We start from the raw sequence: 25567 nt of genomic DNA, 5'->3' as shown, positions 1-25567 counted from the left end.
TCCTCATGGCTTCCCCTCGAACTTGCGGATGGTGTATTGCTGGACCGCAAGGCCCGCGACGTTGACGAGGAAGGTGATGGCAAGCAGGACCAGGGCGGCATACATGAGGGCCTGCACCTCGACCCGTCCGGCCTCCGGGAAGTTGGAGGCGAGCAGCGAGGCCAGGGTATTGGCGGGCGAGAAGAGCGAGAGGCTGATCTGGTTGGAGTTGCCGATCAACATGGCCAGTGCCATGGTCTCGCCCAGCGCGCGTCCAAAGCCGAGCACGAGTGCCGCGAGCACGCCGGAGGAGGCCGTCGGCAGCATCACCTTGAGGATGGCCTCCCAACGGGTGGTGCCCATGCCATAGGCGGCCTCTTTCACCTTGTAGGGGATGCGGCGGAAAGCGTCGACCGAGATGGCCGCGACCGTCGGCAGGATCATGATGGCCAGCACCAGCGCGGCGGGGGCCATGCCGGGGCCGGCGAGGTCGGTGCCGAACAGCGGAAACCAGCCGAGGCTCTGATGCAGCCATTCGGCACCTGGCTTGAGCAGCGGAATCAGCACATAGATGCCCCAGAGGCCGAAGACGACCGAGGGGATGGCGGCCAGCATCTCCACAATGGTGCGGAAGACGGTCGCCAGGCGGTGGTTAATGAAGTCCTGCGTCAGGAAGATGGCGATGGCGATGCCGAAGGCACCGCCGAGCACCAGGGCCAGCAGCGAGCTGTAGAGGGTGCCCCAGATCTCGGGCAGCACGCTGAACTGCGCCTTGCTGGCGTTCCAGGTCGAACCCGTGATGAAGCTCAGGCCGTACTCGCCGACGGCCGGCGCGGCCTCCCGTCCGAGCTCCCAGAGGATATAGGCGACGAGGAGGATGATGACGAAGGCGCTGCTGAGCGCGATACCGCGAAACAGGCGGTCAGTGGCGTACTCGCCGGCCGAGGGCGGCCCGGAGACTCCGCCCGAGGCATTCGCCGCTTGGAACAAATTGCTCATTATTTCCCCTTCAAGGAGTCGCGAGAGGTGATGGGGCTTGGCGGGTTCTTGCTGAGCGATCGCCTTGAGCCGAATCGGGCGGGTGCCGGTCGAGGGGAACACGTCTTCGTGCGAGAACCGATCCGGCTTGGGCTGGACCGGTTCCTGTTGACATCCGAGTCAGGACCGGTTGGGCGGCGCCTGGGCGCTGCCCGAACCGCTCAGTGCCTCGCGCCCCCTATTGAATGTGTTCGGCCGCCTTCAGGACCTTCTCGCGCACGTTCTCTGGCAGCGGGATGTAGCCCATGGAGTCGGCGATCTTCTGGCCTTCCTCGACGCCGTAGCCGACCAGCTTGCGCAGCGCGGCGGCCTTGTCGTCGTCCTGATCCTTGTAGAAGAGCATCCAGGTGAAGGTCGCGATCGGATAGGCATCGGCGCCAGCCGGATCCCACACCCAGGCGATCAGGTTGGGCACGTCGCTGTTGGGCAGGGTGCCCTCGGGGAACTCGGCCGAGGCCAGGGCGGCGGCGCCGCTCTCGGGACCGGCGGCGACGAAGTTGCCGGACTTGTTCTCCAGCAGGGCGACCTGCTTCCACTTGGTCAGCTTGGCGTAGCCGTACTCGACATAGCCGATGGCGCCCTTGTTCTGCTGGACCTGCGCCGTGACGCCGTCATTCTTGGGGGCGGCGACGAAGTTGGCGGCGCTCGGCCAGTTGGGCGCCTTGCCCTGGCCAACGGCGGCCTTGAAGTCCGCGCTGATGTTGGACAGGTGTCCGGTGAAGACGAAGGAGGTGCCCGAGGAATCCGAGCGGGTCACGACCGTGATGGTCTCATCCGGGAGATCGACGCCGGGGTTGGCGGCGGCGATCTTGGGGTCGTTCCACTGAGTGATCTCGCCGGAGAAGATCGCCGGATAGACGTCGCGCGGCAGCTTCAGCTCCTCGACGCCGTCCAGGTTGTAGATGATGACGACCTCGCCCGCGGTCATGGGCAGGAGCACCACGCCCTCCTCGACCTTGGCCATCTCCTCGTCGTTCATGGCGGCATCGGAAGCCGCAAAGTCAACCGTGTGGTTGATCAGGTCCTGGATGCCGGCGCCGCTGCCCTTGGACTGGTAGTCGACGCGAATACCCTTGTTTGCCTTGCTGAAATCCTTGAACCACTTGGAGTAGATGGGGAAGGGGAAGCTGGCGCCCGAGCCGTTGAGCTTGATGTCGGCGGCGCTGGCGGTGCCGGACAAGGCGACCATGGAGACGAGACCGACGGCAAGCGCCGATTTCAGAAAAGTTGGCTTTTGCATGACTTGTACACTGATAAATGAAATCGAAAAGGCCATGACGGTTGAACGTCCGAGGCCGTCATCGTCAAATCCGCGCCTAGTTTCGCCCCGAACTACAGTTGGTTTTGTTAAGGAACGATGATCGTTTGATGACGGCTCCAGTCACCGTTTGGGCGCCGCTGATCGAGCCATCGAGCAGGGCACTCTCCGTGCGCTTGTGATGGCGCCCGCTCAGGCGATGAGGCTGTCGGACCGATCCGGTCCCGCGCCAGGTCGCTTTTCCTTGCCTCGGTTGGCGTCAAGCATGCGTTGGAAGCGCTCGGGCTCGTTGCGCAGCATGATCAGGTACTCGTCGACCAATCCCTGCCAGCCAGGGCCGCCGTGCTCCTTGAGCTTGAGCAGGGCGACCATGAGCAGCTTGGCGGCGGCGCGGGTCTCGCGGTGCGGTCCCTCCGCGTACCAGGCGACCAGCTCGCGGTAGAGGGCCTCGGTCTTCTCCAGCGGGGTCATGTTCTCTTGCGTCATTGAATCTGCTCGACCTTCTGCTGGAGCAGCGCGACGGCCGCCTCGGTCAGGGGGATATAGCCCAGCAGCCCGGCGACCTGCTGACCGTCCGTCAGTGCATAGCGGATGACATCACGAATCACGGCCGCCTTGTCCTCGGGGTAGTCCTTGCGCAGGATCAGCCAGGACAGCGAGAGGACGGGGTAGGAGCCGTCCCCCTTTGGGTCAGCGATCTCCGAGAGGTCCATCTCGGCGCGAAAGGACTCGACCGCCGCGCGGAAGGATGCGCTGTCGGGCGGCACGTAGTCGCCGGCGCGGTTCTGCATGAGCGCCATCTGCATATTGGTCAGGCCGGCATAGGCGTACTGCAGGTAGCCGATCGAGCCGGGAATGGCGCGGATGAAGGCGGCGACGCCGCCGTTGCCCTGGCCGCGGATCAGTGCCCCGCGCTCTTGCAGCACCTTGGGCCAGACCGGATTCATGTCGACGCCGACATTTCTGTTGAAGGCATCGCTGACGGCGCCGAGATGGCGCGTGGTCACGAAGGTGGTCCCGCTGGCATCGCCCCGGGTCACGACGACGATGGGCAGGTCCGGAAGCTCAACACCTGGATTGGTCGCGGCGATGAGCGGGTCGTTCCAGCGCGCGATCTGGCCCGTGAAAATCCCGGCGATCGCCTCGCGGCTGAGCTTGATGCCGTCGACACCGTCCAGGTGATAGGCGATGACGACGGCGCCCGCCGTCATCGGGATCTGAACCACGCCGCCTGGCACCTTCGCGGCATCCTCGGGCTTCATCGGCACATCCGACCCCGCGAAGTCGAGCAGTCCATTGATGAGGTTGGCTATACCGCCGCCGCTGCCGATCGCCTGATAATCGATCTGGACGTTGGGATGCGCCAGGTAGTAGTCGCGGAACCAGCGCAGATAGAGCGGGGCGGGAAAGCTGGCCCCGGCGCCGACGATCTTGATGGGCTCGGCCGCATGCGCCAGGGGGGTGAGGGAGGCCATGACCACAGTGGCCAGGGCGAACGACAGTGAGCGGAGCAGGGAAGGGAACGTCATCGTTTTTCGACTCGTCGAGTGGTGGCTCGATTGGGTGTGGCTCAATCGGGAGCGGAGAATCCGTCAGCGCCAGCATGCCCGTCGAAGATGACAGCGCGATGACGGCGTCTTTGAACATTCCTGTCCTGGACAGGGATCATCGAGCCATGAACCCGATCCGTGCTCGGAGGAGCGACCGGGCCAAAGGCCCGAGGTCGTTGATAAGCGCTTCGAGATCGCTGCCGCCGTCGACGCGCGGGATCGCCTCTCAACCATGAGCCGCCCCATGCCCATGCCCATGCCCATGCCCGTGGCCGTGACGCCAGGGATGTTCAGCGTGCGCAAAGGCCTGCCAGCGGTCCTCGAAGCCTTCCAGAAGGTCATGGGCTTGGTGCGTGCGCCAGCCCACCAGGCCGCCCGAATAGCGAATGAGGTCGGGGTCGGACTGGTCCGCGAGCAGGTCCGCGAGCAGGCCCTGCATGACGGCGATGTCATTGAGGACGCCCAGCAGATCCTGAAGCCCTTTCAACTGGCCGATGAAGACATTGAGGCCGGGCGTGATGGGGGAAAAGAACTCGGCGGCGTAGCGCAGCTTCTTGCACGCGATGCGCAACTGGTGCATCTGTTCCGGGTCGTGCCGGTCGAGGTTCTTGCCCGCTTCCAGCACCCGTCGATCCAAGCGATCCAGCAACTGACGCGCGTATGCTTCGATGGCGGTCGTTAGCCTATGACGCTGCCGCGGCTTTAGATCGGCGCGTTCCCAAGCGGCTGTTTCGAACCACTCCGGGAAGTCCAGCTTGAGCCGCGCGTACCGATCGCTGTCGAGCATCAGGCGGACCACCGCATAGGCCGCCGCGCGCTGTTGTTCGGCCAGGGCAAGCAGCGACTCCCCACCGGGCAGCGGAAGTGCGTCTCGCATGGGCGCCAGCCCCTCCGCGATGAAGACGTCGAGATCTCGCGCCCCGCCGAGCTGGCTGGCAACCCAGCCGAGTTCCTCGCTCCAGTGCCGGCTGACCGCCTTCGGCACGGCCGAGCGAAACGCCGACAAGGCCGCCCGCATCCGTCTGCAGCTGACCCGCATCTGGTGCACGCCCTCGATGTCATCCCAGGATCGGGCCTTGGCTTCCCACGGCAGCATGGCGTGAAAATTGTGCCGCAGGATTTCCGATAAGGCCGCGCTCAGACTGAGGCCCGCGCGCAGAGGGGCTGACGTTCTGGTCTTCTTCTTGTTCATCGCCGGACTGGCTCCGTTCTGATGGGTTTGAAACCCTGCAGTGGCTCCTTGGCGCTCGCCGCCAAGGCCCAGCGGGTCTCGAACCGCTCTCGGTTGCGGCCATGCGTCGCCTTATCTTCCAGCGTCCGAGCGCTTGGCCGGACTGATGAGCAAGGCCCCGACGTGACCAGGGAACCCGATCGCGCGCTAGGGAGCGAAAGGCTCATGAGCCATGTAGCCCTTCTGTCGAGCATCATCTCCTTGAGTGCGGAGACACTCGAAGGCCTTCTCGGCATCTCGAGTCCGACGCCCTTGGGTCCCGCCCAAAGCGCACCAACTGAGAGCTTGTGCCGGAAAACGGCATCGAGTGAATGTTCCATAGATTCAGTGTTCCAGAGATGACTTGACGGTTCGGCGAGCCTGAGGCCTCAAGCGTCTTGCGTATCCGGGCTATTTTCACGATTGATGAGGTTCTTGATGACTCCAATTTTCGCGAAGCGTGCTACCACGGCGGCGGTGTTCGCCGTGTTGATCTCGGGCTGTGCCTCGGATGGCTCTGGGCTGACCGAGACCGGCAGGGGGGCTGCAATCGGAACAGCGACTGGGGCGGCGGCGGGCGCTGTGATCGGCTCCCTGAGCGCTGACGCGGGCAAGGGTGCACTCATCGGCGCGGTGGGTGGCGCCTTGGTCGGCACCATGGTCGGCGCTTACATGGAGGAGCAGCGGCAGAACTTCGAGAAGGTTCTGGCGCCAGAGATCGCGAGTGGCGCGATTCGAGTGCAGAAGCTGCCCGGCGATCAGCTTCTGGTGGGGATGACCGGGGCGACGGCCTTCGAGGTGGACTCCGACCAGATCCAGCCCAGCTTCTATAGCACCTTGGACAAGATCGCCACAGTCGTGAAGAAGTACGGGAAGACACAGCTGGCTGTCGCCGGGCACACCGATAACACCGGCTCTGCCGACTACAATCAGCGCCTGTCTGAACGGCGTGCGGCATCGGTCGAGCGCTATCTGGATAGCACCGGCGTCCTGCCGCAACGCATCGAATCGGCGGGCTATGGCATGACTCAGCCAATCACGACCAACGACACGGAAGCGGGGCGGCGACTGAACCGTCGCGTCGATATCGTGATCATGCCGATCACGTCCGCAAGCGCATAACCGACAGCGCGGCCATCGGCGGAGGACGCCGATGGCCGCCGAGACCTTGATCAATGTCGCTGGCACGATTGCTGAGTACTCACTGGCCTTAAGGCGTGCATCGACATCACGGCCGCGCTGGATCCCCGGGAGTTGGCGATGCCCCGGCACTCGCGGTCCATGCCGAGGGCCGCGGCCGGCCGCGCTGTCGGTCATTGAGTCGACCTCCGGGCTGTTGCGCAAAGTCCAGGGCGATCGGGCGATCCGCCGATCTTCCTCTTGCGGTAGGCGCCGGTCCGCCCGATCGCGTCGACCCGATGGCGAGCCGCGCCCCTGGGTCAGTCGAGGTCTGGTGTCTCGCCGGTCTCGATATAGACGACCCGTTCGGCGATGTTGGTTGCGCGGTCGGCGATGCGCTCGTAGTGATGCGCGATCCAGAGCAGCTCGACCCCGAGCATGGGTGCCCGCGGCCCCTGGCAGAGCCAGGCCGCGACGTCCTCGATGATGCTGCGCTCCTGCGCGTCCACCGCATTCTCGCGGAGGACAGCGGCGCGCGCCGAATCCGCGCGAGCGCCCTCGGCGTAGGCCGCCATCACGTCCCTGAACATGGCCGCGGCGGCATCGCCCATCTCGAGGACCTTGGCCAGAGGCACTTCGGGGAAGCGGCGCCCGTTGGCGATGAGAAGAATGCGCGCAACGTCGGCGGCATGATCGGCGATGCGTTCGATCTCCGTGATCATTTCCAGCGATGCACCGATCAGACGGAAGTCCCGCGCGGCCGGCTGATGGGCCGCCAGCACCACCATGGCCTGCTGCTCCAGCACGCGACGTCCGCGATTGATGAGAGTGTCGCCACCGACGATCTCCTCCGCCACCCCGAGATCCTGCCGGCGCAGGGCGTCGAGGGAGGTCCGCAGGGCAGTGTCGACAAGCCCCGCCAACTCGATGATGCCCTGGGTGAGCGCTTCACGTTTCTTCTCGACCAATGAATGCGAATCGGTCATTGCAATGCGGTCTCCTCGGAATTTAGCGACGCAATCGCCGGATCGGCAGGATGCCAAGCGCAACCCGCGTCAATCTAGCGACGCATCTTGACGGTTGTGTGACGGCGGCCGCTGGCGACTGCGTCGCGCCTTGCTCCGGCTGACGCCTGAGCTTCAGACCCTTGAGGCCGCATCCATTCGATCCGGTCCCAGGTCGTCCGAAGCCGCCGGCTGGAGGAGGTCGAGCCTGAGCGCTTGTTCAGAATGCCTACCGCCCAACACCAGTCCGGAGTCACTGGCCTTGGCCAGGTGCTTCAGCTCCGCGATGGCTTGCCCGAGCGCCTCGCCGTCGCCGTAGTCGTCTCCCGGCTGGATCTCGATGATGGCCGCGCTGCAGCGCATGAGCGGCATGTCGCGTATGACGCCGTAGCGGTCTTTCGCGGACAGATAACCGCGGATCCGGTCTTCCTGATCGTAGAGACTCTGAACGTCGGAGCGGAACTGCTCCAACAGCGCTCGCAGCCGCGTCAGGATACTGTCGAGCGGGGTGTCCCTGGTGCCAGCGAAGAAATCATCACCGCCGATGTGGCCGGTGAACCAAGACCCTGGGCTCAGGCACTGCTGCAGCAGCCCGGCGAACAGCAGGATGACGCGGTCGCCCCGGCGGAAGCCATAGTGATCGTTGAAGGCCTTGAAGTTATCGAAGTCCAGGTACACCAGGTGCCAGGTGCTGCCGTTCTGGCTGATCGCGCGCGAGACGTACTGGTGAATCGGATTGTTGCCTGGGAGCTTGGTGAGCGGATTCTGATCGCGCGCGGTGGCGAGGTTCTTCTGTTCGATGAGCTGCAGGAGCGAGGTTGCCGAGATGAAGCTGTGGTAGCGCGCATCCTGGGTGAGAATGACGCCGGCGGGATTGACCGTCGCTGAATAGGCCTCCAGCAGCCGATCGATCGGGTCATGGATGTCGACCATGGGGCAGGGCCGCACGAAGTCGGTCAAGCGGCGAGCGAAGGCGCGGTTGACAATCAGTTCGCGGCCATAGGCGGAGTAGATGAAGTCCTTGATGTCCGCCTCATGGATCAGGCCGAGCGGATGATCGCCCGATTCCAGCACGGGGATGACGTGGTGGCCCTTGTCATGCCGGAAGGCGTCGAACATCCGCGTGACGCCATCCTCGGCGTGCAGCGGGGGGATGTGCTCCTGGAAGCGCTCGATCAGCCCCAGGTCGCCCGGCACCGCGCGCTGATTGCGGCTGTGGATCTCCAGTACCTGTTCGTAGCGCGTGCGCAGGGCGCCACGCTCGAGTTGCGGATGGGCGATCAAATAGCCTTGGGCGAGATCGCAGCCGATCTCCCGGCAGGCGAGCAGCTCGGGCTCCGTTTCCACGCCTTCGGCGATGACGCGAATCCCCATCAGGTGCGCGAGCTGGACGGTGTTGGCGACGAACAGCCGCTTGCGGTGATCCTCCGCGATGCCGCTGATGAAGAAGCGGTCGATCTTGAGCAGATCGGGCGGATGCTCATAGAGCAGGCGCAGCCCCGCGTAGCCGCTGCCGAAGTCGTCGATGGCGAAGTGGAAGCGATGCCTGCGATAGGCGCCAATCACCTGCTCGACGCGGGGGTTCGCGGTGAAGTCTGCGCGCTCGGAGAGCTCGAAGCAGAGATTCTCCGGCCGCAGTCCGAACTGGCGCAGCAGCTCGAGCGTGTGCCACGGATCCTCGGCCTCGATGAGATGCGGGTCGAGGTTGAAGAAGAGGCGATACTGCGATGCCTGGGGTAGCTCGGCAAAGCTCCGGATGGCCAGGTCGCGCAGCGTCCTATCCAAGGCCGCGGAGAAGCCCAGGTTCCAGGCATGGCCGAATAGGTTGTGGACATCCTGGAAGCCGATCTCGGCGACGCCGCGCAGCAGGGCTTCGTAGCCCAGGACGCCGCCGGTATGGATGTTGACGATGGGTTGTAGGGCGTAGCGGAGCGCCGAGCGCGCGCCTTGGATGAATGCCGCTTGCCCTCCGCTTGACCGGCCGGATTCGGCGGCCTCGGTCGCGCCGGGATGTGCTGCGTGAGCGCGCGTGACGAATTCGGTTGGTGCTGGTCCCATGGCCGTCCTCACTGCAGGCGGAAGTAAGCGACGCGCTCCCGCAAGGCGGACGACATCTGGTTGAGCTGCGCGCATTGGGCAAATCCGGAATCGGCCGCCTCGGCGTGATCCTCGGCCAGGCACGCGATCTGATTCACGCTGAGTGCGATGGTATCCACCATGCGGCTCTGCTCTTCGGCCGCCTCGGCGACGCGCTGCGTCATGTCGGTCAGATGCACGATCGAGGCGGCGAAGGCGTCGAGGTTCTCGACGGTCTGACCATAGTGATGGATGCTCTGGCGCGCACGGTCACGGTTGGCGTGGATGACGCCGACGGCGTCGCTGGAGCTGGCTTGCAGCGCCTTGATGAGTCCCTCGATCTCTGCGATGGACTGCTCGGTGCGCGTCGCGAGCTGGCGCACCTCGTCGGCGACCACGGCGAAGCCGCGGCCCTGCTCGCCCGCGCGCGCCGCCTCGATCGAGGCATTGAGGGCGAGCAAGCCGGTTTGATTGGCGATGCCGCGGATGACGTCCAACACCTTGCCAGCGGCATGGCTGCGCTCGGCGAGACTCAGCACCACGGTGGCCGAGTCATCGATCTCGACCGCCAGGCGGTCGATGATCCGCGTCGTCTGCTCCAGGATCTGGCGACTCCCGAGGATGCGCGCCTGGGCCTCTGTGGTGGTTCCGACGGCATGACTGGTGTGGTCGACGATGCGCTGGGCCGAGGTCGACAGCTGTGCGATGGCGCCATCCACCTGCACTGTTTCGGCCTTCTGACGGTCGAACTGGATCTTGCTCGTATGCGCCAGGCGCTCGATGTCGCCGGCTGAATCGTGCAACTCCCCGCTGGTCGTGTGAAGGTGGCTGACGATGCCGCGAATCCGCTCGACCATGGATTGCAAGGCCGTCATCAGCTGCCCGACTTCGTCGCTCCGTCCCGTCTTGAAGGAAACGTTGAGGTCACCGTCGGCCAGGGCCGTGACCGTGCGGACCGCGGCGTCCAGCGGCTTCAATGCATGTCGCATGTAAAGATAGAGCCCGGCCAGGGCGAGCGCCAGGATCAGCGCGACGCTGGCGTAGGCGATGCGCTCGAAGCGCTGTTGCGCGGCATGACTCGCGGTGTCATCCGAGACGCTGATGAGGTGGGCGATGGGCTCCCCGTCGATGCCCCGGATGGGGAGGACCGCCACGGCATGGGCGAGCGGACCCGACACCAGCGTCCGGCGGCTGACCTCACCCAGCGGCGAGGGCCGCACGTCCAAGTGTGCGTAGAGCGCGGGATCCGTGCCGCCGAACAGCGCGCCATCCGCCCCGACCAGGAAGGCATCCGAGCCATCGAGAGCCTTGAGCCTCGCCAGCGCCGGGGCGATCGGGGACTGAAAGACCACAGTGCCGATGCTGTCGTGGCGTGAGCGTAGCGTGAATGCCAGCAGCGCCACGGGCGAGCCCTGTCGATCAAGGGCCACGGCGTGATGCGGCAGACCGTCGCTGGCTGTTGCGAGCACCAAGGGCAGGACATCCGCGGGAACCGCGCCGTGCGCCCCGCAGCACAGGCGTTGGCGCTGCGCGTCGAACACCCAAAGGGCATCGTAATAGCCTTGCTCGCCGATGAGGTTGTCGAGGGCGTCGGCGGCCTCGGCAAGGGCCTTGGCGTCCTGGTTCTTGAGCGCCTGCTTGAGGTAGAAATCGCGCTCGAAGTCGGCGATGCCGCCTTCCATCTTCTCGAAGACGCGCTCTGTGACCTGAGTCCACGCCAGGGTCTTGCCGAGCGCGACCTCCTGCGCAACACGCGCCTCGATGCGCGCATTGCTGACCTGCGCGAGCAGAACCAGGACGGCGGCCACCAGCAGGGTGACCGAGATGGCGGCCAGGGTGACGCTTCGGCGGATACTCATAGACTGTCTCTGCCATGCGAAGAGAGGAGGGGCGCGCGGCGCGTATCCTTGCGCGCGCCGTCAGTAGAGCAGGGGGTTGTTAAGGTTCGATGACAGGCGTGTCCAACTGTGATCCGCGTCGCCCTTCCCAATGCTCGCCTGCGGTCTGGCCGGGGCAGGGGGCTGCGAGCGCTTCACGAGAAGGCAACGCAACGGCCATCGCGCGTACATCCCGTGCCACTAGAGTGGGTTTTGGGCGTGACTCCGCGCCCAAGGACGCAACTCAAACGCATAGGGGTATCCGATGACGCACAAGAACAGGTTGGCAACGACGCTGGCAGCACTCCTTGCCACGGGGGTTGCCGTCGCGAACGGGCACGGCTTCGATGAATCGGACCGGGGACGTCCTGGCTATCGGCCTTCGGCGGCCAGCATCCAGCTGGGTCCGCGTCCCTTCTATCTGGTCGAGGGGATGGAGGAGAGTCGGCTGAAGGACCGGCTCATGGGCTGCGGGCAGGGTCCCTTCTCCCGCAGTGACTTCTCGATCGGTCACCGTGGAGCGGCCATGATGTTCCCGGAGCATTCGGACCTGGCCTACATGGCTGGCGCGCGCATGGGCGCGGGTATCGTCGAATGCGATGTCACCTTCACCGCGGACGGCGAGCTGGTCTGCCGCCATAGCGAATGCGATCTGGCGACCACGACCAACATCGTCGCCACCGAGCTCAACGCGAAGTGCAGCCTGCCCTGGACGCCTCCCGCGGAGGGCGGCAAGGCGTCGCCGGTTTGCTGCGCCAGCGATCTGACCTTGGACGAGTTCAAGACGCTTGAGGCGAAGATGGACGCCAGCGACCCGACAGCGAGGACGGCGGAGGGCTTTCTCGGCGGCACGGCCGATTGGCGGACCGATCTCTACACCGGCCGCGCGCATGTGGTGACCTTCAGGGAGAGCATCGCGATCAATCAAGCGAACGGAGTCAAACACACGCCCGAGCTCAAGGGGGCAACGCACCAAGACCGCGTCGATGACATCTTCGGCGGCCAAGAAGCCTATGCACAGAGGTTCATCGACGAGCTGGAGACGGCCGGCGTGAGCCCGCGCGACGCCTGGGTCCAATCCTTCAACAAGGAGGATGTCCTCTACTGGATCGCGCAGGATCCGAAGTTCGGCAGGCAGGCCGTCTATTTGGACAGCATCGACCCAACGGCAAGTCCCCCCATCCAGCGGTTGAGCCTCGATGCACTCAAGGAGCTGCGGGGGCGGGGCATTCGGATCTTCGCCCCGCCGATGTGGGCGCTGCTCAGCGTCACCGACGCCGGCGAGGTCGTTCCCTCCGACTACGCGCGCGACATCAAGAGGGCGGGTCTGGACATCATCACCTGGACCTTCGAGCGCGCCGATCTGCGCAAGGGCGCCTCGCAAGCCGGCTGGTACTACCTGTTCGACCCGGAGGGCAAGGCGATCCGCACGGATAGCGACATGTACAAGGCACTGGACGTCCTGGCCCGCCAGGTCAAGATCCTCGGCATCTTCTCCGACTGGCCGGCGACCGTGACCTACTACGCCAACTGCATGGGGCTCTAGCCCCCGAGGATGGGGAGTGAACGTCGGACAGCATCAGGATGCGCATCTTCGCATGCCCCTCGGTTGAGCGATCTCAGGTCGTTCTCAGCTTGGTCCCCTGCTGCCAGGCGACTGGCGCGCTCAATACCGTCGCGGAACCTGCAGCTCGGGCGGCAGGGTCTCGCGCTCATAGTCCGGGTTGAAGATCCGGTCGGGGAGGGCGATTGGCTCGTGCTGGACCTCTTCGTAGGGGATCTGTTCCAGCAGGTGGTGGATGCAGTTGAGGCGGGCGCGCTTCTTGTCGTTGCCCTCAACCACGAACCAGGGCGCCTCCGGGATGTTGGTCCGCGCGAAGGTCTCCTCCTTGGCCTTGGTATAGGCCTCCCAGCGCACGCGCGACTGCAAGTCCATCGGGCTCAGCTTCCACTGCTTGAGCGGATCATGGATGCGGATCAGGAAGCGCAGCTGCTGCTCCTCATCCGTGATGGAGAACCAGTACTTGATGAGTCGGATGCCGGAGCGCACCAACATGCGCTCGAATTCCGGCACGTCCTGGAAGAACTGCTCGACCTGGTCCGGCGTGGCAAAGCCCATGACCCGCTCGACGCCGGATCTGTTGTACCAGGAGCGGTCGAAGAGCACGATCTCGCCGCCGGCGGGCAGATGCGGGACATAGCGCTGGAAATACCACTGGGTGCGCTCGCGATCGCTCGGCTTGCCGAGCGCCACGACCCGGCAGACACGCGGGTTGAGCCGTTGGGTGATGCGCTTGATGACGCCGCCCTTGCCGGCGGCGTCGCGGCCCTCGAAGATCACGGCGACCTTCTCTCCGCTGTGCTCGACCCAGTCCTGCAGCTTGATCAGCTCCGCCTGGAGCGTCAGCAGTGCCCTGAAATAGGTCGCGCGGTCGAGCGTGTCCGGATGCTTGCGCTTGTAGATCTTGCGCAGCTCCATGGAGAGCGCCGGCTCGGAGATCTCCAGCTCGAAATCCTCGTCGAGCGTGTCTTCGAGCTCCGCCCGGATCCAGTCCATGCCTTCGAAATGCCCGTCGTCGATGCACATCAGGTTGCTCCCAGTGTCAATGGCGATGGCGACTCGCGGGAGAGCGCCCGCCCGCGAAGCCGGCTTGACTCTAGCACCGCTGCGGCCGCGCGCTTGCTAAGGTTTTGTGTCAGGCGCGCACGGAGACGCCTTGGGACAGCACGAGGTCACGAGGTGTGCGCGATGGCCGCCCCGCGTTCCGGTGGCCATGGTCTTTAGGGGGGGCTTTAGAGGGCATGGTCTTTCGGCTGGGCGACGACTGATCGTCGTCGATCTTTCAAGGCGAGGTGCATTGATGGCGATGGCGGCGCAACGCCGCGCCGCCTTGATGAGCCTCTCAGCTCACGGCTTCGAGCGTTTTGCACCTTCGGATGCCGTGCCCAACAGCTGCCCGTCGGCGCCTTTGCGCTTGCCGTAGTAGTCGAACTCGCCGTTGTGAAATTGCTTGGTGGTTTGCGCCAGATCGCCGTCGAAGCGCGGATCCTGGGGGCGCTCGTGGCTGTTGATGAAGGCGGCCACGTCCCAGGCATCTTGAGCGGTCAGCTCGATGACATTGCCGAGCGGCATGTTCTGCTTGATGTAGGCGGCAGCGGTGTCGATCTTGTGCATGCCGGCGCCCCAGTTGTAGGACTGTGCACCCCAGAGCGGCGGAAAGACCATGAGGTCACCGGCGAAGCCGCCCTCGCCATCGGCGCCGTGGCAGATGGCGCACTTCTCGCCGTAGACCGCCACGCCGCGCGCGGGGTCGAAGCCTGCATCGGTGCGCGCGAGCGTCGGATAACCCCGCCCCGGCATGGTCTTGTCGCCCGTGGGTGCGCCGGTGGCGAGCCAATAGAAGTAGCTCAAGAGCGCATGCATGGTTTGGCTCTCGGCCGTCGGCGGATGGCCCGCCCGCGATGCCTGCGCATTCATGGAGTATTCGAAGCAGCCCTGAATGCGCTCGATCAGGGTGTTGACGCGCTTGTTCTTGCTGCGATACGCGGGATAGGCCACCCAGGCGGCCCACATGGGTGCCGAGTCCGCGAGCCGGCCCGCGTCCAGATGACAGCCCTCGCAGACTTGGGTGTTGCCGACATAAGGGGCGGAGACCGCATGGCGATCGGTTTGGCGAAAGATCGCTTCGCCGAGGGCGACCATCTCACCGAAGGCATCGCTCGGCATGTCGCCGCGGGCTGGTGGCTCGAAATGACGCGCGGCGTCCGGGGCGCGGCCCGACGGGACTTCGCCCTGATCGGCGTGTCGGCTGGCGCGCGACTCGGGTGTGGGCGTGGGCGCCGACAGCGCGGCGATCCCCGGCACGGCTTGGCCCTGGCGCATCTCGACCGCGGCCGCCGCGGCCCGCGTCGCCGGCAGCGATGCGTAGAAGGCGGCGGCGGCTTGTGATTCGGCCACGGATATCTTGGCGTTGATCGCGCCCATCATGCCCAATGGATCGCCCTTGCGCTTGCCCGTGGTCCAGGCCGCGAGCTGGCCAATCAGATAGTTGTAGGGCTGTCCCGCCAGCGCCGGGAACTGCTCTGCGGCGCCGATGCCGAGCGGGCCGTGGCATTGCCCGCAGGCCGGCAAGCGGCGCCCATCCCAATCGCCATCGCGGGCCAGCCCTTCACCCGCCTTGGGATCGAGTCCCGCAGGCACCTGGGCGTTGCTCGCTGGCGGCAGGGCCGCGTAGTAGCCGCTGAGCGCCCTGGTCTCCTCATCAGTGAGCAACTCGGCCCAGGGCGTCATGATCGAGTGCTTGCGGTCACCGTTCTTGAAGTGACGGATCTGCGCCGCGAGGTAGGGCGCGCCCATCGCCGCCAGCCGAGGCGCGCCAATCTCCTCGCTGCCCCCGCCGTTGGCTTGGTGACAGTTGGCGCAGGGCTCGATGCCGCGCGCGGGATCGCCTGAGTGCGCCAGTTGCTCGGCGCTCTGGCCGGCCTGGACCCCCGCGGACAACGTTGTCAGCAGCGCCAGGGCGGATGGACGGATGAATCGGTGGGTGCCTCCGCGGATCGGCATCGAGGTGCTTCCTCCTATCAGAAGTCGGCTCAAGGGGCGCGTCGCCTAAGCCCAGCTCAGGGACGGGCCGTGCCATGATGCGCGCGAGCGTTGTCCAGTTCCAGACTGTCGTCCGCCGCTTACGAGGGTTTCACGCAATCGACGCAATAGCGGGTCTCACCATTGACCTTCTCCTTGACCAAGCCGTGTATATCGGTCTCGAAGCCCGGGAATTGCGTGTTGAAGACACGGGCGAACTGCAGATAACGAACGATGGTGCTGTTGAAACGCTCGCCCGGGATCAGAAGCGGGATACCAGGAGGGTAGGGGGTCAATAGAACGCTGGTGATGCGGCCTTCCAGGTCATCGATACCCACTCGGTCGATCTCGCGATGCGCCATCCTGGCGAAGGCGACGGCCGGCTTCATGGCCGGGATGAAGTCGGAGAGGTACATCTCGGTGGTCAGGCGGGCGACATCGTTCGCCTTGTAGATGCCGTGGATCTGATCGCAGAGGTCGCGCAGCCCGATCTTTTCGTAGCGGGGATAGGCCTGGATGAACTCGGGCAGGACGCGCCAAAGCGGCTGATTGCGGTCGTAGTCGTCCTTAAACTGCTGCAGCTCGGTCACCATGGTGTTCCAGCGGCCCTTGGTGATGCCGATGGTGAACATGATGAAGAAGGAGTAGAGACCGGTCTTCTCCACCACGATGCCGTGCTCGGCCAGATACTTGGTGACAATGGCCGCGGGGATGCCCGAATCGGCGAATTTGCCGTCGACGTCCAAGCCGGGCGTGATGACGGTCGCCTTGATGGGGTCCAGCATGTTGAAGCCAGAGGCCAGATCGCCGAAGCCGTGCCAGCGATCGTCCGCCTTCAGCACCCAATCGTCGCGATCGCCGATGCCTTCCTCGGCCAGATAGTCGGGGCCCCAGACCTTGAACCACCAGTCGGCGCCGAATTCCTCGTCGACCTTGCGCATCGCGCGGCGGAAGTCGAGCGCCTCCATGATCGACTCGTGCACCAGGGCGGTGCCGCCCGGCGGCTCCATCATGGCGGCGGCGACGTCGCAGGACGCGATGATGGCGTACTGCGGACTGGTGGAGGAGTGCATCAGGTAGGCTTCGATGAAGGTGTTCCGATCCAGGGTGCGCGAATCCGACTCCTGGACCAGGATCTGAGAGGCCTGGGATAGACCGGCCAGCAGTTTGTGCGTCGATTGGGTGGCGAACACCATGGAGTCATGGCAGCGCGGCCGATCCTTGCCGATGGCGTGCATGCCGACGTAGAACTCATGAAAGGACGCGTGCGGCAGCCAGGCTTCGTCGAACAGCAGGGTATTGATCTCGCCATCGAGCAGCGACTTGATGGTATCGACGTTGTAGAGCACGCCGTCGTAGGTGCTCTGGGTGATGGTCAAGACGCGGGGTCTGGATTTGGCCCCCTTGGCGAATGGATTGGCCTCGATCTTCCGTCGGATGTTCTCGGGGCGGAATTCGTCGAGCGGGATCGGCCCGATGATGCCGTAATGATTGCGCGTCGGCATGAGGAAGACCGGGATGGCGCCGGTCATGATGATGGCGTGGAGGATCGACTTGTGGCAGTTGCGATCCACCACCACGATGTCATCCGGCGCGACCGTCGAATGCCAGACGATCTTGTTCGAGGTCGAGGTGCCGTTGGTGACGAAGAACAGATGGTCGCAATTGAAGATGCGTGCCGCGTTGAGTTCGGAGGCGGCCACCGGTCCCGAATGGTCGAGCAGCTGTCCAAGCTCGTCGACGGCGTTGCAGACATCCGCGCGCAGCATGTTCTCGCCGAAGAATTGGTGGAACATCTGCCCGACCGGGCTCTTGAGGAAGGCCACGCCGCCCGAGTGCCCGGGGCAGTGCCAGGAATAGGAGCTGTCCGCGGCGTAGTGGGTCAGCGCCCGGAAGAAGGGCGGCGCCAGACTGTCGAGATAGACCCTGGACTCGCGCACGACATAGCGTGCGATGAACTCGGGTGTGTCCTCGAACATATGGATGAAGCCGTGCAGCTCCTTCAGCACGTCGTTCGGGATGTGGCGCGAGGTGCGCGTCTCGCCGTAGAGGAAGATCGGGATGTCCTCGTTACGGACGCGAACCTCCTTGACGAAGGCGCGCAGTGTCGAGAGTGCCTCCTGGATCTCCTCCGGCGAGCCGGCGCCGAACTCCTCGTCGTCGATGGAGAGGATGAAGCAGGAGGCACGGCTCTGTTGCTGAGCGAAGGAGGTCAGGTCGCCATAGCTGGTGACGCCAAGCACTTCCAGCCCCTCGCTCTCGAGCGCCTTGGCGAGGGCGCGAATGCCAAAACCGCTCGCGTTCTCGGAGCGGAAGTCCTCGTCGATGATGACGACTGGGAAGCGGAAACGCATCGCGTACTCCTGAGGAATGAAAAGAGCCGGAACGGCAGACTAAGGAACTGTCCATCTTCTACGTCCCGATTCGAGCCTGGTCACGAAGCTCCAGCTTCGTGACCAGAAAAGTGGGAAGCAATTGATGGACAGTTCCTAAGGCGAGATGGGATGAGCCCAAAGTCGGCTGGGAATGCGGGGCTGGCCCCCTGATCGAGCCGCGGGAGTCGGCAACGAGCGGCGCGGCCTTGGTCATCCGTTGGACCGGTCGGGTGGATGAGCGGGAGCGAAGCCCACCGAATCGCGCGTCGTCGTTGGTGGACCGCGCCGCGCCTGTCCACCCCACGGAAGACGCCTGGCGCAACGACGGGATGATCGACATCATGATCGCGCGAGAGGCGCTGCCCGCGCGCGGGCAGCTGGTGAGACTCAACGCGGTTTTGGCGCGACGGCAATCATCGGATTGGCCGCGGACACGGTGACGGTTGCGGTCGACTCGGCCAACTCCTGCTCCAGATCGCGCACCGTGCCGTCGAACGAGGCATCGCCGGGTTCGATCTCCTTGACCTCGGTCGGCAGACCGATCTTGTCGAGGATGGCGATGAAGGGCTCGGGATCCAGCTCCTCGACGTTGACCATGGTCTTGGCGTCCCAGGTGCCGTCGGCGACCAGCATGGCCGCGGCAACCGGTGGCACGCCCGCGGTGTAGCTGATGCCCTGCGACTCGACCTCCTCATAGGCGGCCTTGTGGTCGGAGACCTGATAGATGAAGACCTCCCGGCGCTTGCCGTCCTTCCAGCCCTTGACGACGTTGCCGATGCAGGTGTTGCCGGTGTAGCCGGGGGCCAGCGTCATGGGATCGGGCAGCAGCGCCTTGACCACCTTGAGCGGGACCACTTCCTGACCGGTGGCGAGGGTCACGGGCAGGTGGTCGAGGAAGCCCAGGGTGCGCAGCACGGTGAAGACGTTGATGTAGTGATCGCCGAAGCCCATCCAGAAACGGATGCTGTCGGCATCGATGTTCTTCGACAGCGAATGCAGCTCGTCGTGCCCGTTCAGATAGACCGGGCATTCGCCGACGACGGGGAAGTCGTAGACGCGCTTGACCGAATGGGTCGGATACTCCTTCCATTCGCGGTCGATCCAGGTCCAGACCTTGACGAACTCGCGGAAATTGATCTCTGGATCGAAATTGGTCGCGAAATACTTGCCGTGACTGCCGGCATTCACGTCGAGGATGTCGATGGTCTCGATCTTGTCGAAATAACGCTTGGCCGCCAGGGCGCAGTAGGCGTTGACCACGCCCGGATCGAATCCCGCGCCCAGGATGGCCGTGACACCCTTTTCGGTGCAGCGATCCTTGCGCTTCCACTCATAGTTGGCATACCACGGCGGCGTCTCGCAGACCTTGTCCGGGTCCTCATGGATCGCGGTGTCGATGTAGGCGACGCCGGTCTCGATGCAGGCCTCCAGGATCGACATGTTGAGGAAGGCCGAGCCCAGATTGATGACGATTTCGGAGTTGGTCTCCTTGATCAGCGCGACGGTCGAGGGGATGTCCAGTGCGTCCAACTGGCGCGCGTAGAGCTTGCGCGCCGGATCCTTGACGTGGCCTTTGCGTTCGATGCTCTCGATGATCTGCTCGCATTTCGAGAGGGTCCGCGATGCGATGCAGATATCGCCCAGCAGGTCGTTATGCATCGCGGCCTTGTGGGCGGCGACGTGCGCAACGCCTCCGGCGCCAATGATGAGTACGTTCTTCTTCATAGTCTCTCTTTTCAGTCAGGAAAGGCTTCGTTTGAAATCATCGTATCCGAAGGAACGGATCCGCTCGACCGTCCCATCCAAACGGCGGACGACGATCGAAGGCATGGCGACGCCATTGAACCAATTGGCCTTGACCATGGTGTAGCCGCCGGCATCCGCGATGCGCACCTCGCTGCCGATCCGCAAGGGCTCCGCCAGTCGGAACTCGCCAAAAACGTCACCCGCCAGACAGGTACGCCCCGCGATCATCACGGGATGCTCGCCCACCCCAGGCGAGGCGATCGCGGGGGTGGTTCGATACACCAGGTGGTCCAGCATGTGCGCTTCGAGCGAGGCATCGATGATCGCGATATCGACCTCGTTGTGCACCATGTCGATCACGGTCGTGACCAGCTCGGTGGTGTGGGTGATGGCGGCCTCGCCGGGCTCCAGATAGATCTGGACGTCGAATTGCTGACCGAAGGCCCGCAACGCGGAACAGAAGCGGTCGAGCGGATAGCCGTCCTTCGTGAACGACAGACCTCCGCCGAGACTCACCCATTCCATCTTGCGGAGCAGATCCCCGTAGTCGCGGCCGATGACGTCGAGTGATCGGACCAGGCTGTCGACCTCGTCGTTCTCGCAATTGAAATGGAACATGAGTCCCTTGAGCACGGCGGACGCCTCCGCGAGCGCGCCCTTGTCGGCAACACCCAGCCGTGAATAGCGGCGCGCGGGATCGGCGAGATCGAAATGCGAATGGCTGATTCCAGGATTGACGCGCAACCCGAGGTTGGCGCCCTGTACAGTGGGGTAATGCAGCTGCAACTGGGAGATCGAATTGAAGATGATCTTGTCGGCGAACTCCCGCACCGCCTTGACGTCGTCCCTGGAGAATCCGACGCTGTAAGCGTGGACTTCCTTGCCGAATTCCTCGTATCCCAATCGGGCCTCGAACAATGAGCTGCTGGTGGTGCCATCCAGGTATTGCCGCATCAGGTCGAAGACGCACCAGGTCGAGAAGCACTTGAGCGCGAGGACCGATTTGGCGCCCGAGATCTCTCGCACCCGCTGGATGATCTGGAGGTTCTTCTGCAGTCTGGTCTCGTCGATCAGGTAATAGGGGGTCGGCAGGTCGTTCATGAGTCTTTCAGTCAGGAGTTCGGCGGGCGCGAAGTCTACCATCGATCCGTCCTGGAAAGCTGCCAAAACGCCGTGTCATGCGCGTTTGGGTCGAGACCGGCGCACCTCGACAATATCATTTTTGAAAACAGTGGCTTGGAAAGCAAAATCGCGGTTCCTTGCCCATCCGATCACTGCGATTCAGATGCCGGCTCGGCCGGCCACTGAGGGCAGCCCGCATCAATCTAACGGCGGATTTTGACGGTTGTGTGAATCCTGCCCGGCTTGGGCGAGATCCGCTCATGGCGAGCGTCGGAGATCGCCACTCAGATGTGTGCATGGGCGAGCGCCAATCGCTCCACCCAGGCGTCGATCTGAGTGGGTGTTTCGAGCCCGTCCTGGCGGATCTCGATCATGACATGGGGGATGCCGCGGCCCTCGCCATGCGTGGGCAGGGTGAAATCCAGGTGGTCCTCGATCCGATAGGGCTCATTGTCGCCGAGGCACAGATCCGCCTCCTGGGTGAGGATCCGCCCCAGTTGCCCGGCGAGCCGAGCGTCGCGCCCGTAGGCAAGGCCAAGGTGCCAGGGGCGCGATTGGCCAGCCAACCGCGGGGTGAAGCTGTGCACACTGAGCAGACGCAAGGCGGGGTCGGGGTGTGCGTCGAGCCAGTGCGCGATCGCGCGGTGATAGGGCAGGAAGAGGGCGGTGATTCGCGCCGCGCGGTCCCGCGCTGACAGCCCTTGGTTGCCGGGGATCGGGATCCCGGCGCTCTGCGTGGCGATCAGCTCGGGACTCTCCAGGGGGCGATTGAGGTCGATCGCCAGGCGTGAGTAGCAGCTGAGGATGAGCGTCGCATCGAGTCGCGCCGCCAGCCCGCGCGCGACGGCGGCGGCGCCCGGATCCCAGGCGATGTGCTGGCGTAACTGGTCGTCCGTGAGCCCGAGGTCGGCGAGGCGCCGGGGGAGGCGGTTGGAGGCGTGGTCGCAGACCAGCAAGGCGTTCGCCGCTCCCCGCGGGTTGATCACTTCGAAGGGCGGCGGCTCGTCGGGGTCGAGCAGGGCGGGCTGATCCGCCTGCAGCGGTCCCGGCAGCGACCAGGCGTCCCAATTCGGCTTGCCGGCGACGTCCGGCAAGCCGGTCATGTCCCTCATGGTCTCACCTCATCCGCCCACACCCGGAATCCCTTCAGTGTGGTCGGACCGAAGGCGTTGCTGAGCGGCACATCCGCGGCATCGCGGCCCTGGGCGATCAGCACCCGTCCGATGCGAGGGATGTGGTTGCGCGGATCCAGGGTGTGCCAGCGCCCGCCGAGGTACACCTCCAGCCAGGCGGAGAAATCCATGGGGTCGGGCACGGGTGGAACCCCAATGTCGCCGAGATATCCGGTGCAGTAGCGTGCCGGGATATTCATGCAGCGGCAGAAGGCGATCGCGAGGTGGGTGTAGTCACGGCAGACCCCGGTGCGCTCATGGAAGACCTCGAACGCGGTCTTGGTGGCGCGGGCGTAGTGGTATCCGAAGGCGATGTGATGATGCACGAAGTCGCTGATCGCCTGCACGCGCGGCCAGCCAAGGGGAGTGTGCCCGAACAGCGACCAGGCCGTTTCGGAGAGCCGATCGGTTTCGCAATAGCGGCTTCCCTGGAGGTAGACCAGGGTCTCGCTCGGCAGATCCTCGACGGCGTGCTGCATGGCCGTTGGATCGATCGTATCCGCGAGACCGCTGTCGTTGATGGTCGTGTCCGTGGTGATGCGGATATCCCCCGGCGGCGCCACGAGCCGGCTGCACCAGTTGCCGAACCCGTCTCGGTAGCCGGTGATCGGGACCGCGGGCTGGGTCAGGATATGATCCGGCATCACCAGGTCGGACACCCGGCTGTAGTGCACGTTGAGGGTCAGAATCAAGGGTGTGCGCTGGGCGCAGGCGTAGACCAGCTCGTAGCCAAGCCGAATCTGCATCGTTCAACTCCTGGGGCGAAGCCATCTGGCTTAATGGGCGAGCTCAACCCGATTACATCCGGCCGATTTTACCCGGTACAAGGCGGCTTCGGCACGGGAACCCGATCCTAGAAGCGCATCTCCTAGGTCGTCTCCAGAATTGCGCATAATGTATATTATGTAAAGTAAGATAGACGCCACTGGCGTCCCTGGCATTCCGGGTGGCGCTGACTCTGCTGGAATTTGGGCGCCCTGTCACCTGTCACGAGATCCGCGGCGCTTTGCTAACCCGCGCGTTCATCTTCTGGTTGCTCCGTTTGTTCACGTTGCCGCAGCTGTCCCAGCGCTCGCTGGACGGATGTCTCAAACTCTTCGCGCCGGGCACGCAGCACGCCGAGTTCATCGCGTAACGTCCGATTCTCTGCCAGCAGACCCTCGCGCTCCAATTGGAGCGCGGCAAGGCGTTCGGCAACCGCTCGCGACCTGTCTTCGCTCGACTGGATCTGCGCCTTGTGCTCCTCAAGGACGGCAACGGCACGTTGCAGCTGGCTGTCCAGGCGCTCGGCTTCTCGCGCCGCTGTCGAGGCCTGTGTCTGCGCAATACTGCACTCCCGCGTTCGGACCTCGAGCGTTGCTCCCAGCTCCTTCACCCGCTCATCGGCCTGCGCCAGCAGCAGGCTCTGACGAACCGTCGTTTCCCGAAGTTCATGGAGCTGCTTGGCCAGCGTCTCGCGTTCGGCCAGGGCCGTTTTCGTAGCTTGGCGTGCCGCATCGATTTGTTGCATCCATGCGGCCTGATCGCGCTCGCGGGCATCGCGCTCGGCGTCGAGCGATTGCCGTGTCTGGATCGCCTCGCTGGTGAGGCGCTCCACCTCTGTCCGCAGCGCCTGCTGAACCGCCGTTTGTTCGGCGCGTGCGTGCTGCAACTCCTCGATCAGCGTGTCCGCGCTTGCGACGCGCGTCTCGGCCTGCTCCCTTGCATCCGTTTCCTCACGCAGATGCTGCGCCAGCGTCTGCGCGCGGCTCTCAAGTGCAGCGAGGCGCTCTTCGAACCCCGTTCGCTCGGTCTGCCACTGCGCAGCGGCTGCGCCCACAGCCTGCGACCACAAGGACATCACCGGCTCGACGAGCGGGTCCGGTAGCCGGGGTTCGCTCAATCGCTCGCCGATCTCCCGCCAGAACTCATCGAGTGCTCCCAGGATGGTTTGCTGGGCGCCCTGCCCGATCGCGGCCCGCACCCGGTCGGCCGTCGGGCGTTGTCCGCTCTGCAACAGCTTGAAGGCGGCCTCTTTGGCGAGTGCGCGGGTATTGCTCATGGCGGTCGTTCCTGTTGCTTGGGTGCCGTCGAAGCCGATTCGCACGGGGCTCGGCGAGTTTGTTGAGTGAAAAACACCATCGTATATACACTAGTAATCATACTAAAAAACAGCATCTCATCCTATTGAGTTACGATAAGCCCCATTCTCGTAACTAATCGAGGTTCAAGGCACACGCGAATCTCGTGCGGGCCTCTGAAGAGGATCGGCAGGTGCGTGGCTGCGGGGATGTGCGCGCTGACTGGAGCCAGAGGCGCCCAGGGCTTGGCCGACGTGGAGATTGATGGGTGACGGCCGCGCCGACGTGAGGCGGCGTATCCGGCTGGCGGTCGACGCGATCCGCTGGCCCAGCCCTTGGGCCTACGATCTGGTCTGTGCCGGGTGTCCTGCCAGCTGATTCAGAACAAGAGGACCTTGTTCGGATGGGTACCCTGTTCGCGCAGCCCCGGAAAGGTCGCGATCACGCGTTTGCGGTCTTTCGGTGTCTTGTAACCCAGATTCGACAGGGCTTGACCGACATCGGTCGGGCTGTATCCACCCCCAGGCCGCTGTTTGCACAGGGAGCGGACTTGGGCAACAAGGTTCGCGACGTCCAGCACCGGTTCCGACGCGCCCTTGGATAGCGCTGCCCGCGGCGCAACGGCGGCCACCGGCAAGCGCTCGGGTGTTGCCGCGGAGGTCGAGAGGGCCGGGAGCAGCAAGGTCGTAAGCGTGGGGTGACGGGCGGTTGGTCTCTCGCAGTCGGCGTAGGCAATGAAGACCTGGCACCCGGCGGATTTGACCTGTGCGGCCGCGGCATGCAAGAGCGCGTCGCGCGACACCAAGACCACACGGGTATCAGCCCGCAGGTGCTCGGCAAGATCGGCCCCCAAGGCCAAGATCAAGGCAGCGTCCGCTGCGTCTTTGCGGCAAGGCACCACAAGCGACTTGATCGGAAGGTCCGGAATCTGCTCGCGCAGCGCGTCAGCCCAACCGGCACAGACGCGCCCATTGGCGTTGCCAGCGATCGTTGCGCTGGCGAGGCGAGCCCCCAACCCCTTGTGCAGCAGATCGATGAGCGCCCCCGCGCTCTGCGACGACTGGTTGTCCGCGTCGACATAGAGTGCAACACGCACCAGGTGCTCCAATGATTGGGCGGCGGGCACGTCCAGCGGGCCTTCATCCAGGAGCGAAGCGGCGTGCAAGGGGATCGCGTTCTCCATGGTCTGGCACCTCTGAGTAGCGGTCTGACGATCAACGCAAGGGCCGAGCCAGGCGGCACCTGTCGAATGATATCAGTCGATCGACGCCCGCTGGTCGATCCCGGTCTTGAGATGGACGCTGACAGCGGCGGCGCAAATCGTCGCGGAGGCAACCGACCTTGGAGTATGGTGACCCCAACGCCCTGGCTCTTTTGGTTGATTCCATGTCTGACACCC

The 25567-nt window shown here is 64.5% G+C and carries 19 protein-coding genes; 2 read left to right on the top strand and 17 right to left on the bottom strand.

The window, feature by feature from the left end; all coding sequences use genetic code 11:
* Positions 1-3 precede the first annotated feature (3 nt).
* From pstC to CKO23_RS17800, 5 genes are all read right to left on the bottom strand, one after another.
* Complete coding sequence (gene pstC, locus CKO23_RS17820; protein ID WP_200333172.1) at positions 4-978, bottom strand: phosphate ABC transporter permease subunit PstC; 975 nt, start codon at positions 976-978, stop codon at positions 4-6.
* Between the two features lie 217 nt (positions 979-1195).
* The gene (gene pstS, locus CKO23_RS17815; protein WP_200333171.1) at positions 1196-2257 is read right to left on the bottom strand and encodes a phosphate ABC transporter substrate-binding protein PstS; all 1062 of its coding nucleotides are present in this window, start codon (positions 2255-2257) and stop codon (positions 1196-1198) included.
* Between the two features lie 210 nt (positions 2258-2467).
* Positions 2468-2761: a hypothetical protein gene (locus tag CKO23_RS17810; RefSeq protein ID WP_242482536.1), complete on the bottom strand. Its 294-nt coding sequence runs from the start codon at positions 2759-2761 to the stop codon at positions 2468-2470.
* Positions 2758-3804 (bottom strand): phosphate ABC transporter substrate-binding protein PstS, encoded by a 1047-nt coding sequence (pstS, locus tag CKO23_RS17805; protein WP_200333170.1) that lies wholly within the window; start codon positions 3802-3804, stop codon positions 2758-2760. The genes CKO23_RS17810 and pstS (CKO23_RS17805) overlap by 4 nt, the downstream gene beginning before the upstream one ends.
* Before the next feature lie 247 nt (positions 3805-4051).
* Complete coding sequence (locus CKO23_RS17800; protein WP_200333169.1) at positions 4052-5017, bottom strand: CHAD domain-containing protein; 966 nt, start codon at positions 5015-5017, stop codon at positions 4052-4054.
* A 456-nt stretch (positions 5018-5473) separates the two neighbouring features.
* Here CKO23_RS17800 and CKO23_RS17795 point away from each other — a divergent pair, with 456 nt between their 5' ends.
* Positions 5474-6157, top strand: coding sequence for an OmpA family protein (locus CKO23_RS17795; protein ID WP_200333168.1), 684 nt, complete (start codon positions 5474-5476; stop codon positions 6155-6157).
* 317 nt (positions 6158-6474) lie between these two features.
* On the opposite strand, the gene phoU is transcribed toward CKO23_RS17795, so the two are convergent.
* The 3 genes from phoU to CKO23_RS17780 form a co-directional block, all read right to left on the bottom strand.
* Positions 6475-7140 (bottom strand): phosphate signaling complex protein PhoU, encoded by a 666-nt coding sequence (gene phoU / locus CKO23_RS17790; RefSeq protein ID WP_200333167.1) that lies wholly within the window; start codon positions 7138-7140, stop codon positions 6475-6477.
* Between the two features lie 153 nt (positions 7141-7293).
* On the bottom strand, positions 7294-9216 hold the full coding sequence (locus tag CKO23_RS17785) for a bifunctional diguanylate cyclase/phosphodiesterase (protein WP_200333166.1): 1923 nt from the start codon (positions 9214-9216) through the stop codon (positions 7294-7296).
* An 8-nt stretch (positions 9217-9224) separates the two neighbouring features.
* On the bottom strand, positions 9225-11093 hold the full coding sequence (locus tag CKO23_RS17780; RefSeq protein ID WP_200333165.1) for a methyl-accepting chemotaxis protein: 1869 nt from the start codon (positions 11091-11093) through the stop codon (positions 9225-9227).
* 283 nt (positions 11094-11376) lie between these two features.
* On the opposite strand from CKO23_RS17780, the gene CKO23_RS17775 reads away from it, so the two are divergent.
* A complete protein-coding gene (locus CKO23_RS17775; protein ID WP_200333164.1) occupies positions 11377-12657 on the top strand; it encodes a glycerophosphodiester phosphodiesterase family protein in 1281 nt (426 codons plus the stop codon).
* Positions 12658-12777: 120 nt separating this feature from the next.
* On the opposite strand, the gene ppk2 is transcribed toward CKO23_RS17775, so the two are convergent.
* From ppk2 to CKO23_RS17730, 9 genes are all read right to left on the bottom strand, one after another.
* Positions 12778-13698, bottom strand: coding sequence for a polyphosphate kinase 2 (gene ppk2, locus CKO23_RS17770; RefSeq protein WP_200333163.1), 921 nt, complete (start codon positions 13696-13698; stop codon positions 12778-12780).
* A 321-nt stretch (positions 13699-14019) separates the two neighbouring features.
* On the bottom strand, positions 14020-15675 hold the full coding sequence (locus CKO23_RS17765; RefSeq protein ID WP_200333162.1) for a c-type cytochrome: 1656 nt from the start codon (positions 15673-15675) through the stop codon (positions 14020-14022).
* A 119-nt stretch (positions 15676-15794) separates the two neighbouring features.
* On the bottom strand, positions 15795-18047 hold the full coding sequence (locus tag CKO23_RS17760) for an arginine/lysine/ornithine decarboxylase (RefSeq protein WP_200333161.1): 2253 nt from the start codon (positions 18045-18047) through the stop codon (positions 15795-15797).
* 408 nt (positions 18048-18455) lie between these two features.
* Positions 18456-19793, bottom strand: a complete 1338-nt coding sequence (locus CKO23_RS17755) for a saccharopine dehydrogenase family protein (protein WP_200333160.1) — start codon at positions 19791-19793, stop codon at positions 18456-18458.
* A gap of 15 nt (positions 19794-19808) precedes the next feature.
* Entirely contained in the window at positions 19809-20957 is a 1149-nt protein-coding gene (nspC, locus tag CKO23_RS17750; RefSeq protein WP_242482535.1) for a carboxynorspermidine decarboxylase, read from the bottom strand.
* Positions 20958-21220: 263 nt separating this feature from the next.
* Entirely contained in the window at positions 21221-22048 is an 828-nt protein-coding gene (locus CKO23_RS17745) for an N-formylglutamate amidohydrolase (protein ID WP_242482534.1), read from the bottom strand.
* Complete coding sequence (locus CKO23_RS17740) at positions 22045-22854, bottom strand: transglutaminase-like domain-containing protein (protein WP_200333159.1); 810 nt, start codon at positions 22852-22854, stop codon at positions 22045-22047. Before CKO23_RS17740 ends, CKO23_RS17745 begins: the two co-directional genes overlap by 4 nt.
* Before the next feature lie 263 nt (positions 22855-23117).
* Positions 23118-24149: a DNA-binding protein gene (locus CKO23_RS17735; protein WP_200333158.1), complete on the bottom strand. Its 1032-nt coding sequence runs from the start codon at positions 24147-24149 to the stop codon at positions 23118-23120.
* Between the two features lie 398 nt (positions 24150-24547).
* Complete coding sequence (locus CKO23_RS17730; RefSeq protein ID WP_200333157.1) at positions 24548-25351, bottom strand: NYN domain-containing protein; 804 nt, start codon at positions 25349-25351, stop codon at positions 24548-24550.
* Positions 25352-25567: the final 216 nt, after the last annotated feature.

Source organism: Thiocystis violacea (assembly GCF_016583565.1).
Taxonomy (GTDB): Bacteria; Pseudomonadota; Gammaproteobacteria; order Chromatiales; family Chromatiaceae; genus Thiorhodococcus; species Thiorhodococcus violaceus_A.
The sequence above is the reverse complement of the archived record's forward strand: the minus strand, read 5'-3'. Positions and strand labels throughout refer to the sequence as shown.